This window comes from Sporosarcina sp. FSL K6-1508, assembly GCF_038007465.1.
In the GTDB taxonomy this organism is placed as follows: domain Bacteria; phylum Bacillota; class Bacilli; order Bacillales_A; family Planococcaceae; genus Sporosarcina; species Sporosarcina psychrophila_B.
The window spans coordinates 920,382-934,894 of sequence record NZ_JBBOXF010000001.1; the positions used below are offsets into that span (position 1 = coordinate 920,382).

The 14,513-nt window shown below is 43.4% G+C and carries 14 protein-coding genes; 12 read left to right on the top strand and 2 right to left on the bottom strand.

What is annotated here, in order from left to right:
* The first annotated feature begins 3 nt into the window (after window positions 1-3).
* Window positions 4-1,218, top strand: coding sequence for a tryptophan synthase subunit beta (gene trpB / locus MKZ11_RS04265; protein WP_340792780.1), 1,215 nt, complete (start codon window positions 4-6; stop codon window positions 1,216-1,218).
* Window positions 1,211-2,008, top strand: a complete 798-nt coding sequence (trpA, locus tag MKZ11_RS04270; RefSeq protein WP_340792781.1) for a tryptophan synthase subunit alpha — start codon at window positions 1,211-1,213, stop codon at window positions 2,006-2,008. Before trpB ends, trpA begins: the two co-directional genes overlap by 8 nt.
* Before the next feature lie 148 nt (window positions 2,009-2,156).
* On the opposite strand, the gene MKZ11_RS04275 is transcribed toward trpA, so the two are convergent.
* Window positions 2,157-2,327 (bottom strand): hypothetical protein, encoded by a 171-nt coding sequence (locus MKZ11_RS04275; RefSeq protein ID WP_340792782.1) that lies wholly within the window; start codon window positions 2,325-2,327, stop codon window positions 2,157-2,159.
* Window positions 2,328-2,520: 193 nt separating this feature from the next.
* Entirely contained in the window at window positions 2,521-3,333 is an 813-nt protein-coding gene (locus MKZ11_RS04280; RefSeq protein ID WP_340792783.1) for an aminoglycoside N(3)-acetyltransferase, read from the bottom strand.
* A gap of 118 nt (window positions 3,334-3,451) precedes the next feature.
* Here MKZ11_RS04280 and MKZ11_RS04285 point away from each other — a divergent pair, with 118 nt between their 5' ends.
* The 10 genes from MKZ11_RS04285 to MKZ11_RS04330 all read left to right on the top strand — a co-directional run bounded on the left by MKZ11_RS04285 (window position 3,452) and on the right by MKZ11_RS04330 (window position 14,489).
* Complete coding sequence (locus tag MKZ11_RS04285; RefSeq protein ID WP_340792784.1) at window positions 3,452-4,426, top strand: DUF4003 family protein; 975 nt, start codon at window positions 3,452-3,454, stop codon at window positions 4,424-4,426.
* Between the two features lie 362 nt (window positions 4,427-4,788).
* A complete protein-coding gene (locus MKZ11_RS04290) occupies window positions 4,789-5,808 on the top strand; it encodes an ABC transporter ATP-binding protein (RefSeq protein WP_340792785.1) in 1,020 nt (339 codons plus the stop codon).
* Window positions 5,795-6,721, top strand: coding sequence for an ABC transporter ATP-binding protein (locus MKZ11_RS04295; protein ID WP_340792786.1), 927 nt, complete (start codon window positions 5,795-5,797; stop codon window positions 6,719-6,721). The genes MKZ11_RS04290 and MKZ11_RS04295 overlap by 14 nt, the downstream gene beginning before the upstream one ends.
* Window positions 6,722-6,738: 17 nt before the next feature.
* Window positions 6,739-7,707, top strand: a complete 969-nt coding sequence (opp4B, locus tag MKZ11_RS04300; protein WP_340792787.1) for an oligopeptide ABC transporter permease — start codon at window positions 6,739-6,741, stop codon at window positions 7,705-7,707.
* Window positions 7,708-7,737: 30 nt separating this feature from the next.
* Entirely contained in the window at window positions 7,738-8,652 is a 915-nt protein-coding gene (locus MKZ11_RS04305; protein ID WP_445326976.1) for an ABC transporter permease, read from the top strand.
* Window positions 8,653-8,674: 22 nt separating this feature from the next.
* Window positions 8,675-10,492, top strand: a complete 1,818-nt coding sequence (gene opp4A / locus MKZ11_RS04310; protein ID WP_340792788.1) for an oligopeptide ABC transporter substrate-binding protein — start codon at window positions 8,675-8,677, stop codon at window positions 10,490-10,492.
* 160 nt (window positions 10,493-10,652) lie between these two features.
* On the top strand, window positions 10,653-11,477 hold the full coding sequence (locus tag MKZ11_RS04315; RefSeq protein WP_340792789.1) for a M55 family metallopeptidase: 825 nt from the start codon (window positions 10,653-10,655) through the stop codon (window positions 11,475-11,477).
* Between the two features lie 13 nt (window positions 11,478-11,490).
* Entirely contained in the window at window positions 11,491-12,426 is a 936-nt protein-coding gene (locus MKZ11_RS04320) for an ABC transporter permease (RefSeq protein ID WP_340792790.1), read from the top strand.
* The gene (locus MKZ11_RS04325) at window positions 12,426-13,364 is read left to right on the top strand and encodes an ABC transporter permease (RefSeq protein ID WP_340792791.1); all 939 of its coding nucleotides are present in this window, start codon (window positions 12,426-12,428) and stop codon (window positions 13,362-13,364) included. Before MKZ11_RS04320 ends, MKZ11_RS04325 begins: the two co-directional genes overlap by 1 nt.
* 144 nt (window positions 13,365-13,508) lie before the next feature.
* Window positions 13,509-14,489, top strand: a complete 981-nt coding sequence (locus MKZ11_RS04330) for an ABC transporter ATP-binding protein (protein ID WP_340796910.1) — start codon at window positions 13,509-13,511, stop codon at window positions 14,487-14,489.
* The last annotated feature ends 24 nt before the right edge of the window (window positions 14,490-14,513 follow it).

Here is a 14,513-nt window from a genome sequence, read left to right on the forward strand (position 1 = left end):
GTTATGGTAAAAGAATTGGATGGTTCACAAGTATCCAAAGCAGGGCGGTACGGAAAGTTCGGCGGTCAGTTTGTTCCTGAAACGTTAATGACAGCGCTCATTGAACTGGAGGCTGCATACGATGAAGCGATTGCGGATCCGGGTTTCATGGAAAAAGTAAGTTATTACTTAAAGGATTTTGTTGGACGGGAGACACCGCTATATTTTGCAGAAAGACTTACAAAAGAAGCAGGCGGCGCCAAGATTTATCTTAAACGGGAAGATTTAAACCATACGGGCGCACATAAAATCAATAATACAGTCGGACAGGCGCTCCTTGCGATGCGCATGGGCAAAAAGAAAATTGTTGCGGAAACGGGGGCGGGTCAACACGGAGTAGCAACAGCAACGGTATGTGCCTTATTTAATCTTGAATGCGTTATTTATATGGGGAAAGAAGATATTCGCAGGCAGGAATTGAATGTTTTTCGCATGGAGTTGCTTGGAGCAAAAGTCGTTTCAGTCGATAAAGGTTCCGGGACACTGAAAGATGCAGTCAATGAGGCATTGCGCTACTGGGTGGCGAATGTGGAAGATACGCATTATATATTAGGATCTGCGCTTGGTCCGCATCCATTCCCGAGAATTGTTCGTGATTTCCAGCGTGTTATTGGTGTGGAAACGAGACGACAAATTGTGGAGAAAGAAGGGCGTCTGCCAGATGCAATTGTTGCGTGCATCGGTGGCGGGAGCAATGCAATAGGCATGTTCCATCCATTTGTAGATGATGAAGACGTTGCTTTGTACGGCGTTGAAGCAGCGGGAAGTGGCATTGAAACGGGGCTTCATGCAGCTGCGATTGCGGATGGCAAAGAAGGCGTTCTGCATGGGGCATATATGTATGTGTTGCAAGATGATGATGGATTCATCCAAGAAGCCCATTCCATTTCGGCAGGTCTCGATTACCCTGCTGTCGGACCGGAGCATTGCCATTTGCATGATATTGGGCGAGTTATGTACACATCAGTAACAGATACTGGAGCATTGGAAGGATTGCAGTTATTAGCGAAAGTAGAAGGAATTATTCCTGCGCTTGAAAGTGCACACGCTGTTCACTATGCATTAGAACTGGCAGGTACGATGGGTGAGGAAGAAATTCTCGTTATTTGCCTTTCAGGACGTGGTGATAAAGATGTCCAAACGGTACGCGATGCTTTAGGAGGTGGCTTGAATGACTAAGCAAGACTTAACCAACGCGATTACTAATTGTGTAAGTCGCGGCGATAAGGCGTTTGTACCCTATATACTGGCGGGCGATGGCGGGCTTGAAACGATAAAGAAAAATATTTTATTTCTCCAAGAAACAGGCGTCACTGCAATTGAACTTGGTATTCCTTTTTCAGACCCGGTTGCAGATGGCCCCGTTATACAAGAGGCTGGCGAACGCGCACTTGCTGAAGGGGTAACGCTTCGCAAAGTATTACAAGAACTCGCTTTATTCAACGATGAAGTAACGGTTCCACTCATCATCATGACCTATTTGAATCCGATTTTAGGCTATGGCATCAATGAATTTGCAAGGGATTGCCAGAACAGCGGGATTAGCGGTCTTATTGTGCCTGATTTGCCGTACGAGGAAAGTGGACTATTGCGTAATTCCCTTACAATATCTAAGATTGCACTTATTCCACTGGTCTCGCTAACGAGCCCGCCAGAACGGATTAAGAAAATAACAGCGGCAGCTGAAGGTTTTGTGTACGCGGTGACGGTAAACGGTATTACAGGGGTGCGGAATGGATTTGGCGAGGATCTTGCTGCCCATTTGGAGCAATTGAAAAAGGTAAGTCCTGTCCCTGTACTAGCAGGGTTTGGGATTTCAACGCCTGAACAGGTCCGGTCAATTGGTGCGCTTGCAGACGGAGTCATTGTTGGTAGCGCGATTGTTACTGCTTTTCATATGGGAGATTTAGATTTAATACATTCACTTGTAGATGCTTCAAGAAATGAAGTTCACCAGACTATCAACTGAAGTGTAGTAAAGATAGATATATGGACGAGAATATAAGAGAGTTGATCAGAAATCATGATTAAGATTTCAAAAAAGGCTCTCCCTTGTTACTCAGAATTTCTCTGAGTAACAAGGGGAGCCTTTTCAATCAATAACATTTTATTCAGTATTAAGTTGGAATCGGACAATAACCTTGCGGGGTACATGCCGGCGGTTTTGACCCTCCCCCGCCGTCTGTAGGTAATGGAACTGGAAGAGAACTTCCTGCATTGGCAATCGGAGCTACTGCAAACATCAACAATAATGCCCCCGATAGTAAAAACGTTTTTTTCTTCTTCACTATGTATCACCTCCCTATTAATTTGTACATCCTCTGTCTTCGTTGTTTTAATGTAAGAATCCTCTATATTTTCCGTCAAATTTAAAAAATGGTAGTAATTAATCAGATAATTTTATGTAGGAGAGTAAAAAGACCTGCCAAGTTGAGGGGTTATAAGTTCATTCACATATCCGGCCTTAAAAAAGTTAACTTATTAACCTTCTTTTTTTCTTATCCATTCAGTCCCAAAATCGACAAGCGGTTTCATCGGAACGACTTTGCAAAGGGCTTGACCCAACTTGCCATCAAGGACGATACCAGGGTTTATTCCCTCGAAAGCTTGGCCTAACGCTGGGAAAACGTCTGAATCGACATCGGCCATATCGAAAGTGGCCCAAAAACGTTCGCCGTCTTGCATGATAGCGGCTCCTTGAGGGGAAACTGTGAGTCCAGGGACCAGGTATTCGGATAAATGAAGAGCTGTACACGATTCATAACCGACACCAATCATAATGACTTTCACATTCGCCACCAACATTTTCCCGAGCGGAGAGCTCATTCCAAATGAATCTTCAAGCGGGTGTTCAGCCATCCATTCATCTGCATGTAGTCCCCATGCCATGAAGGAATGAGCGGGATGAGGACTGCGAATTGTTTCTGGGTGGCGGTGGAAGCAATCGGCAATTTTCCCCATTCCGCGCAGATGGGTTAAGCTAGGATTGTAAGCGGGGATAGATTGACGTATTGGTTCATGCCAGGCCTTCGGGACAGGTGGAAGCATCCAGTAAGATGGTTCAGAATTGTCGGCAGACTGTGCAGGCATGATAATTGTACCGTTACGAGTCACTGTTTCAATGAGTGATTCGACGACGGCTTGTGCACCGCCCGCAATCCAGCCCATCGACTTGAGGGATGAATGGACAATGATGTGGTCACCCGATTTGACGCCAAGTGTGCTAAGTTGTTCTTTTAGAGTTTCTTTTGATTGGAATGAAGGAGTTTGTTGAATAGCTTCAAATTCGGTCAAGTGAATCACTCAATTCTGTAGATATTTTCAAAAAGCATAACAATTAGTAGATGTTTTGCCAAGTTTAGTGAAACCTTTCTTGCGGACAAGCGTACATATATAAAAGGAGATGTGGTCAATGGATGCGAATGTGATTAGACAGGAAGTCGAAACGACATATGAGAAAGTGAAGTCGTTGGCAGGTTGGACGGTGGATAAAAACGTCGTGCTGACAATTACATCGTATTATGTCACATCCGAAAGGGAATTTGATGCGGAAAGTTTGAGTAGAGTGATGGATGCACTGAAAAGCAAATCAAGTTGGCTTTCTCCGCTCCGCGGCAATCTTCTTCCGATGATGGCAGCATTTCTAGATCAGCCTGGAGCGGATATTGATAAAGAAGTGAATCGTTTATTCGCGAAGCAGCAAGTTTTAAAAGGTTTAGGTTTCCGTAATACAATCCATTCGTATTTGGCTGCACTTCTCTTGACGAACGACACAAGTCTCTATGAAAATGAAGCACGTCAAGCTAAAAAGCTATATGATGCGATAAAAAAACGACATTTCTTCTTGACGTCTGATGATGATTACGCATATGCAGTATTGTTGGGTAAAAGAGGTGCCGATCCAATGGAGCATGCCAAATCGATGCGAGTGTATTATGATGCACTGCGGACTGAGGGATTCCGGTCGGGGAATGAACTGCAATGGCTGTCACAGGTAATGACTTACATACAAATTAAATTTGAACCGAGTCTTGTAGCAAGGGCAGCAGAAGTCCTTATCCATTTTAAGCAGAATACGAAAGTGCGGCCTGTTCATTATCCAATGATTGGATTCCTAACTGTTTTTGGGATAGATGATGCAGAATTAAAGAATATTGTCGAATTGACACACGCATTGGAAGAATCAAAACCATTTAAATGGAATCGGGAAATGGCACTCTCTATTGCGATTGGGTATATTATGCATCAGTTAACTGAAAGTGCAGAAGCGGCAAGTGTCAGTCTTGCAACGTCAGTTGAATTAATTATACAAGCGCAGCAAGCGGTAATGGCAGCAACGATTGCGGCAATGGTTGCATCTTCCTCAGCAAGTTCATCAAATAATTGAATTGGCATCCATGTTTTGATGGAAAAAATGGCGGAACTCGTAATAATTCTGTCGAAGATATCTTTTCTGAACAATAAAAAACGATTTCATTCAAATTTTGAATGAAATCGTTTTTTGTGTTTAATAAATAATGTGACAAATTATTTTTCAAAAAAGATTAAGAATATTTCGGTTTAGAAAGTGCTTTAAAACCAACGTTTGTAACCTGTTTGTCATATATGAAATATACCGAGGTTTTAATATTCTAAAAAAATAGTGTTGTCATCTATAAATTTGTATAGTATATTGGTGCAAGCAAACAAATATCAGAAAATTTACTATACACAGTTTGGGAGTTTAAGTAATGTAAGGAGGAAGTTTTCTTGGGAAATCCAGTATTGGAAATTGAGAATCTACGCACATCGTTTAGCATCAAGGGTAACTACTACGCGGCGGTAGATGATGTTTCCTTAACAGTCCATGAGAATGAGGTCGTCGCAATCGTAGGAGAATCGGGTTGCGGGAAAAGTGCACTCGCTCTTTCCATAATGGGCCTTCATAATCTGAAAACTACGAAGCTTGAAGGACAAGTTAACTTTAAAGGTCAGAATCTTTTGAACCTGCCGGTATCTAAATTGAATAAGGTTCGCGGCAAAGACGTGGGAATGATTTTCCAAGATCCAATGACTGCACTTAATCCGTTAGCCACGATCGGTAGACAGATTGAGGAACCGATGGATTACCATATGAAACTTTCGGCAGCAGAAAAGAAAAAACGTGTCCTTGATTTACTCCGGCGTGTAGGTATTAAAAATGAACAGCACGTCTTTGGGCAGTACCCTCATGAACTGTCTGGCGGTATGAGGCAGCGTGTGGTTATCGCAATCGCACTTGCTTGTGACCCAGTTCTTGTAATAGCGGATGAGCCGACGACAGCATTGGACGTAACGATTCAAGCGCAAATCATGGATCTTATGAAAGAACTTCAAAATCAAATTAAATCAGGCATTATTCTTATAACACATGATCTTGGGGTCGTAGCAGAAATGGCTGACCGTGTAGCGGTTATGTATGCGGGTGAAGTGGTCGAAATTGCTGAAGTTCGTGAACTCTTTGCGAATCCTTTACATCCTTATACCCGTTCGTTATTAAATTCAATCCCGACTAATTTGGAATCAAAAGAAAAGCTTCATGTTATAGAAGGAATTGTCCCTTCTATACAGAAGCTTGATCGGATAGGCTGCAGGTTTGCTCCGCGTATTAAATGGATTCCTGAGGAAGACCATGAAAAGAATCCTAAACTAAACGAAGTACAACCAGGTCATTTTGTCCGTTGTAGCTGTTACAAAAACTTCCACTTCCCTGAGGAGAGAGTAGGAGCAGAAAATTATGTCACTACTTAAAGTAAATAATTTAAAAGTACATTATCCGATACGAGGAGGTTTTCTCCGTCGGGTGGTCGATCAAGTCAGGGCAGTTGATGGCGTCAGTTTTGAACTTGAGCCAGGGGAGACGTATGGCCTTGTTGGTGAGTCAGGTTGTGGGAAAACGACAACTGGGCGCGCAATTATCGGGCTCAATAATTCAACGGACGGAGAAATCTTATTTGAAGGCAGTGACCTTGCAAAACTAAAACGTGCAGATAGAAGACAACATATAAAAGACATTCAAATGATTTTTCAAGATCCTTACTCTTCATTGAATATCCGGAAAAACGTCTTGAACATTATTGCGGAACCACTCCGCAACTTCGAACGCATGTCACCAGGTGAAGAATTAAAACGGGTACAAGCGCTCGTTGAACGTGTCGGTTTGAATCCTGAATCAATTTATAAATACCCGCATCAATTCTCGGGGGGACAAAGACAACGAATTGGAATTGCACGCGCACTTACATTAAATCCGAAATTGATTATTGCGGATGAACCTGTATCGGCGCTTGATGTATCTGTACAAGCGCAAGTTTTGAACTTCATGCAGGAAATTCAAAAGGAATTTAATTTAACCTATTTATTTATCTCTCATGACTTAGGGATCATACAGCATATGTGTGACCGTATCGGTATCATGTATAAAGGCCGTTTTGTTGAAGAAGGAACAGCTTCTGATGTTTACAATAATCCACAACACTTATACACGAAAAGACTTATTGCTGCAATTCCAGAAATGAATCCGGAAAAGCGATTTGAGAAAACGCATCTCCGCCAGTCCATCAATGAAGAATACCGAGCAGACTATGATAATTATTTCGATAAAGATGGACGGATGTTTGACCTGAAAAAGGTTTCTGATACACATTCCGTTGCAGTGCAATAAAGGGGGATTATGAAAAAATGCTAAAATTCATCTTTAGAAGAATACTAATCATGATCCCGCAATTGATTCTTCTGAGTTTGATTATATTTGTGCTTGCGAAGGCAATGCCAGGTGATGCCATCACAGGAGCTTTCGCCGGAGATCCGAATGCGACTGCAGAACAAATAGAACAGATTCGTGAAAAACATGGATTAAATGATCCGTGGTATGAGCAGTATGGACGCTGGATTGGAAATGCAGTCCAAGGTGACTTCGGAATGTCTTATATGTATAAGCAACCGGTCACTTCTTTACTTGCCGGAAGGGTCGCAAATACGGTCCTGTTAGCATTAGCCACATTGATTGTCACGTATTTAATCGCCATCCCACTTGGAATTGTTGCGGGAAGGTGGACAGACACATGGGTGGATAAAATGATTGTCACCTATAATTACTTTGCATTTGCTACACCGCCATTCGTTTTTGCGCTTCTAATGCTATTCCTTTTCAGCTTCATTCTCGGTTGGTTCCCTATCGGGGGTAGTGTCGATATAAAATTTGAGGTCGGCTCATGGGATTATATTGTTAGTAAAGCAAAACACCTTGTCTTACCAGTCATGTCAGGAGCACTTCTCGCCACATTCGGAACAATCCAATATTTGCGAAATGATATTATTGACACGAAACTGAAAGACTTTGTCAAAACGGCTCGTGCAAAAGGGGTACCTGAAAGAAAAGTTTATACACGCCATATCTTGCGGAACTCACTTATACCGATAGCTGCCTTTCTAGGTTATGAAATAACTGGTCTTATCGGCGGATCCATTTTCATTGAATCGATTTTCAGTTATCCCGGACTCGGACAACTTTTCTTAACATCAATCGGCGCTCGTGATTTCACTGTTGTTACGGCCCTTGTCATGATTTTAGGCACGGCCACAATCGTGGGAACAATGCTATCGGATATCATCTTGAGCATTGTAGATCCACGCATCCGAGTTGAATGATGAATAGGGAGGAAAGGGGAGGGAAAACAGATGAAAGATACAATATCTCTAAATGAGAAGCAGCTCATGGCTCAAGAAAAAATTAATAATCCATCGTTCATAAAAACGATTTGGCGTGAAATTAGGAACGACAAAATGGCGCTAGGATCACTTATCCTACTTACGATTCTTTTGTCGGCCGCCTATCTATCTCCGTTATTTATCGATCAGACACAACTAGTAAGGGTTGACTTTAAGAATATCCATAAACCACCTTCCGCAGAACATTGGCTCGGAACAGATGACGGTGGCCGGGGAATTTTCGGACAACTGTTGCTTGGTGCAAAAAACTCATTCACAATCGGAATTTGTGTCACATTGATTGCAGGTTTGTTAGGTTTAACAATAGGACTCATTGCAGGTTTCTTCGGTGGCCTCGTTGATAATATCATTATGAGAATTATTGACTTTCTGATGGTTTTGCCATCACTTATGTTCATTATCGTTTTTGTAACAATCGTACCTAATTACACGATATTCAGTTTTATCCTTATAATGAGCGCCTTCGCCTGGTTTGGGAAAGCGAGACTCATCCGTTCAAAGGGACTTGCAGAAAGGGAGCTAGATTATATTAATGCTTCCAAAACGTTAGGAACACCAAGTTGGAAAATTATGTTTTTTGAAATGTTCCCTAACTTGAGTTCCATCGTTATTGTGAATATGACACTTACTCTTGCAGGAAATATCGGGTTGGAGACCGGCCTCACATTCCTTGGTTTCGGTCTTCCTACAGGCACACCCTCTCTTGGGACGCTAATCGCTTTTGCGAGAAATCCTGATATTGTGCAAAATAAGTGGTGGGTATGGTTACCCGCAGCATTACTGATCCTAGTAATGATGCTGTGTATAAATTACGTCGGCCAAGCGGTCAAACGCGCGTCTGACGCAAGACAAAGATTAGCCTAAAAAAATAGGGGAGGTAATACAATTGGCAAAGAAGCAACTTATGATGCTCGTCAGCCTTATGCTAGTTCTTAGTGTATTCCTGGCTGCATGTACGGGTAAGGAAAAGACTGAAGAAGAAGAGAAAGATCCAGCAAAGCCTGCAGAAGAAAAGGCGGGAGAAAAGGTAGAAGAAAAAGAAGGGAATGAAGAGATTACATTCCCAGTAGAAGTTTCTAATAAAGCCGAAGTAGTTGAAGATGGAGAACTAGTTTACGGACTTGTATCAAGTGACCCGTTCAAAGGGACTCTCTCTCCAGTATTCTATAGCGATGCACCAGACGCTAACATTATGCAATTCTTTGCTGAAGACTTTCTAGCGGCGGATGGGGATTACCTCATTACGAGCGATGGGGCAGCGACATATGAGATTTCTGATGACAATAAAACAATTACGATGAAACTTAAAGATGGTGTGAAATGGCATGATGGAGAGCCCGTAAAAGCATCTGACCTACTTTACTCGTATGAGATTATTGGTCATCCGGATTACACGGCTTCACGTTACCAATTCTCAATATCTAATGTTGAGGGAATGCCTGCTTATCACGAAGGTAAAGCTGATACAATTTCTGGTATAGAAATTTCCGATGACGATAAAACAATTGCTATTACATTTACAGAAGCAACACCGTCTATAATGTCCGGAGTATGGACAGCACCTACGCCTAGACACTATCTTGGTGACATAACAACTGGCGAGACTACAATTGAGGAAATTGAAAGCTCTGACAAGATTCGTACAGCACCGATTGGTTTCGGTCCATATAAAGTTAAAAAAGTTGTTCCAGGTGAATCTGTTCAGTATGAAAGATTTGATGATTATTGGAGAGGGAAACCGAATCTAAAATCAATCGTCTTGAAGGTTGTCAACAGTGCATCAATTCTTCAGGCACTTGAAAAAGGAGAAGTCGATATTGCAGAGTTCCCAACTGATCAGTACTTGAATGCGAAGGATTCAGAACAGTTTGAACTCCTTGGTCGAATAGGTTTGGTCTATACGTATATCGGTTTTAACCTTGGTTCATATGATGAAGCGAAAGAAGAAAACGTAATGGATCCAGATTCAAAACTTGCTGATAAGCGCGTTCGCCAAGCGATGTGGCATGCAATGGATAACGAAGTAGTTGGTAAAGAGATGTATCATGATCTCCGTATCCCTGCAACAACGCTTATCACTCCAGTAATAGGTTTCCATGATTCTGAAAACCCAGGACGTCCATATGATCCTGAAAAAGCAAAAGCGCTTCTTGATGAAGCTGGATTTGTAGATGTAAATGGTGATGGCTTCCGTGAAGATGCGGACGGCAATGAATATGTACTGAACTTCCTTACAATGTCGGGTGGAGAAGTAGCTGAACCACTTGCGCAATGGTATATACAAAACTGGGAAGACGTTGGTCTTAAAGTTGAGCTTTTAGACGGACGCTTACACGAAATGCAAGCATTCTATGACATGCTTCAAACTGGCCGCAAAGACATTGATGTTTTCCAAGGAGCTTGGTCGATTGCTTCAGATCCAGATCCTTCAGGAATTCACGGTCGGAAATCAGTCTCTAACTACTCTCATTACACAAGCGAAAAGAACGATGAACTACTTGCAGCAGGCACTTCTGTAAAAGCATTCGATGCAGACTACCGCAGGGATATCTACAATCAATGGCAAGAAATGATGGTTGAAGATGTATCACTAGCTCCAACACTTTATCGCTATGACCTTGAAGCGGTTAGCAAACGTGTTGTTAACTATTCAATCGACCCAGGTTCTGACCTATGGTTGTATGAAATGGGTGTAAGTGAATAAGTAAGCATTAAAAGTACCGTTACCTGGTTTAGTCTGGGTAGCGGTTTTTCTTTCATTCAAAAGATATTTTAATATTCATAAATTTTTGATAGTATTGTTATTAATTAGTAAAAGGGATGTTGTTATATTTGTAGATGAAAAAGAGCTTGGGGGGCATTTTTTGAAAATATATGTATCTATTGATATGGAGGGTATTACAGGATTGCCGGATTACACATTTGTTGACTCAGCTAGTCATAATTACGAGCGTGCGCGGCGTATTATGACGGAGGAGGCAAATGCAATTATCTATGCGGCATTTGAAAAAGGAGCGGAGCAGGTCCTTGTTAATGATAGCCATTCCAAAATGAATAACCTTCTTGTCGAAGAAATTCATCCGGACGCGGATCTTATCACGGGCGATTTGAAACCGCTCTCCATGGTGCAGTCGATTGACGAAACGTTTGCAGGAGCAATTTTCGCCGGATACCATGCCCGTGCCGGACAACCTGGTGTAATGAGCCATTCGATGACTTTTGGTGTGAGGAATATGTACATCAATGACGTTGAAATCGGAGAACTTGGTTTCAATGCGTACGTTGCAGGACATTTCGGTGTACCCGTTATCATGGTTGCCGGAGATGACGGGGCATGCAGGGAAGCAGAGGCACTCATCCCGGGCGTGGTAACGGCAGCTGTGAAACAATCGATATCCCGCTCCGCTGTTCAAACACTTCATCCGCAAAAAGCACATGCATTACTTGAAAAAAAGACAGCCGAGGCGATTGCGAAATGTACGTCGATTCAACCGCTCGTCCCACCTGAAAGCCCGGTACTTCGAATTGAATTTACAAACTACGGACAGGCAGAATGGGCGGCTCTTATGCCAGGCTGTGAAATTGAGCAAGGTACAACAATTGTGAAGTTCGAAGCAAAAGATATCATTGAAGCGTATCGAGCGATGCTTGTTATGGTTGAACTTGCAATGCAGACAAAGTTTTGCTGAGGGGGAATGGTGCATGGCGGTATATATAGTCAAACGATTTTTCATGATGATTGCTACGATCCTTATCATCGCGACACTGACCTTTTTCCTGATGCATTCAATACCTGGATCACCATTCGATGAAGAGAGGACCTCGAACCCGACGATACAGGCAAATCTTGAAAAGTTTTATAAACTTGATCAACCTGTAGCGGTCCAATATGTGCATTACTTGAAATCCATTGCGACCTTCGATTTTGGACCTTCCATTAAAAAGCCGAATGAATCGGTGAATACCTTGCTGGCCAGGGGGTTCCCCATATCATTTGAACTTGGGATGGTGACCATCCTCGTTGCAGTCATATCAGGTATTATTCTCGGTACATTTGCAGCGCTACGGCATAATGGCATTATCGATTACATGGCAATGACGTTTGCTGTCGTTGGGATATCCGTTCCGAACTTTGTGCTTGCGACGTTATTGATCCAACAGATTGCAGTCAACTTGCAGTGGCTGCCGCCCGCGACTTGGAGTAGTCCACTCCATATGATCTTGCCGACGCTGGCACTGGCAACGGGTCCGACGGCCATCATCGCGCGGCTTACACGGGCAAGCATGCTTGAAGTGTTAACGCAGGATTATATGAAAATGGCACGTGCAAAAGGACTGTCGCCGTTTCGAATTGTTGTGCGCCATGCACTTCGCAATGCACTCATGCCAGTCGTTACGATAATGGGAACGATGCTTGCAGGGATTTTGACGGGAACTTTTGTTATTGAACAGACTTTTGCTATACCAGGAATGGGAAAATACTTCGTTGAAAGTATTAATAATCGGGACTATCCGGTCATTATGGGGTCGACGGTTTTCTATAGCGCGTTTCTCGTCTTCATGCTGTTCCTTGTCGATATCGTATACGGCTTTCTGGATCCGCGCATTAAATTGCACAAGAAGGAAGGTGATGTGTAATGGTACAGAATGATCAGCGTGTAAGTGTTCCGGATGAGTGGTTTAGGCCGAGGGAGAAGGGCGCGGATGAAGGGGAATCAGTTGTCAGGCCATCCTTGTCATACTGGAAAGATGCTTGGCGGTGCTTAAGGGAGAACAAATTAGCGATGGCTGGACTTATTTTTCTTATTGTATTGACGCTGTTTGCGATATTTGCCCCGATACTTTCTCCGTATTCCGTGACGGGAACGGATTACCCGAATCAGAATAAAGCCCCTTCCGCGGGACATTGGTTTGGGACGGATGAAGCGGGGCGCGATGTCTTTACTCGCACATGGTATGGTGCACGTATTTCATTGTTCGTAGGTGTAATGGCAGCGTTAATCGATTTCTTCATTGGCATCATTTACGGCGGTATAAGCGGATATAAGGGCGGTCGGACCGATACCATCATGATGCGTGTTATTGAAATATTATATGGTTTACCCCACCTGCTAGTCGTTATTTTGCTGATGGTCCTCATGGGAGCTAGTTTGACGACCATCATCATTGCACTGACGATAACAGGCTGGGTTGGAATGGCCCGTATTGTGAGAGGACAAGTACTGCAAATTAAAAACTATGAATTTGTTACGGCATCGAAATCATTCGGGGCAAAGACACCGAGGATTATCCGGAAAAACTTGTTGCCGAATACGATGGGTCCAATCATCGTCCAAATGACATTGACCGTACCAAGTGCAATCTTCGCGGAGGCGTTTCTGAGTTTCCTTGGACTCGGCATCCAGACCCCATTTGCAAGCTGGGGGGTCATGGCGAACGATGCACTGCCGGTTATCTTGTCTGGACATTGGTGGCGACTGTTCTTCCCGGCATTTTTCATATCAATGACAATGTTTGCATTTAACGTCCTTGGTGACGGTATGCAGGATGCGCTCGATCCGAAACTAAGGGGGTGATGGATTTTGGATGAACACCAATTGGCCAATGATAAGGTGCCTGTCCATAATCGGCAGGAAGATGTGCTAATCGCAGAGTGGCAAGGCGATACAGAGAAACAGAGTGGCAAAAAACGGAAACGGAAAACGGCTTCTAGTGAAGAAGTGCTTACGGTAGAGAATCTGCACGTATCATTCAAGACGTTCGGCGGAGAAGTACAAGCTCTGCGGGGTGTGTCGTTTAAACTATATAAAGGAGAGACACTCGCAATTGTAGGAGAATCAGGATGCGGAAAAAGTGTCACAGCCAATACGATTATGGGGTTAATCCCGCAGCCGCCTGGGGAAATAAAAAATGGGAAAGTGTTGTTCAAAGGGAAGGACCTGACAAAACTGAGTAAAGCGCGCCTTCGAAAAATACAGGGCGTTGATATATCGATGATTTTCCAAGATCCGATGACTGCCTTGAATCCGACGCTGCAGATTGGTGAACAATTGACAGAAGGATTTCGGACACATCACAAAGTGAGTAAGGCTGACGCACGAAAGAAAGCGATCCGGATGTTGGAAGTGGTGGGCATCCCGAATCCCGAAGAGCGGTTGAAACAATACCCGCATCAATTTTCCGGCGGGATGAGGCAAAGAATTGTCATCGCAATTGCGCTGATCTGCGAACCGGAGCTTCTAATTGCGGACGAGCCGACGACCGCCCTCGATGTTACAATCCAGGCCCAGATTCTTGAGTTGTTTGATGAAATCCAAGAAAAAACAGGCGTGTCAATCATTCTAATTACGCATGATCTGGGCGTGGTTGCCAAAATTGCTGATCGGATTGCGGTCATGTACGCCGGCAAGGTGATTGAAATTGGAGAGAAGCGTGAGATTTTCTATACGCCGCAACATCCATATACAAAGGGTTTGCTTAATTCAGTACCAAGGCTTGATTTGAAAGAGGAAGAGTTGCAGCCGATTGAAGGGACGCCGCCGGATTTATTCTCACCGCCTAAAGGCTGTCCGTTTACGGCGAGGTGTCCGTTCGCGATGGATGTCTGCGGTCATGTCTATCCGGGAACGACACAATTATCGAAAGACCATGCAGTCGATTGCTGGCTGCAGGATGAACGTGCGAAACTGGTTTTCGCCTAAACGGTGGCAATATGCACAAAAGTG

What these genes read in the sequence shown, in the direction of transcription:
- trpB (WP_340792780.1), top strand. Translation starts at nt 4, where the DNA reads ATGGTAAAAGAATTGGATGGTTCACAAGTATCCAAAGCAGGGCGGTAC.
- trpA (WP_340792781.1), top strand. Translation starts at nt 1,211, where the DNA reads ATGACTAAGCAAGACTTAACCAACGCGATTACTAATTGTGTAAGTCGC.
- MKZ11_RS04285 (WP_340792784.1), top strand. Translation starts at nt 3,452, where the DNA reads ATGGATGCGAATGTGATTAGACAGGAAGTCGAAACGACATATGAGAAA.
- MKZ11_RS04295 (WP_340792786.1), top strand. Translation starts at nt 5,795, where the DNA reads ATGTCACTACTTAAAGTAAATAATTTAAAAGTACATTATCCGATACGA.
- opp4B (WP_340792787.1), top strand. Translation starts at nt 6,739, where the DNA reads ATGCTAAAATTCATCTTTAGAAGAATACTAATCATGATCCCGCAATTG.
- MKZ11_RS04305 (WP_445326976.1), top strand. Translation starts at nt 7,738, where the DNA reads ATGAAAGATACAATATCTCTAAATGAGAAGCAGCTCATGGCTCAAGAA.
- MKZ11_RS04320 (WP_340792790.1), top strand. Translation starts at nt 11,491, where the DNA reads ATGGCGGTATATATAGTCAAACGATTTTTCATGATGATTGCTACGATC.
- MKZ11_RS04325 (WP_340792791.1), top strand. Translation starts at nt 12,426, where the DNA reads ATGGTACAGAATGATCAGCGTGTAAGTGTTCCGGATGAGTGGTTTAGG.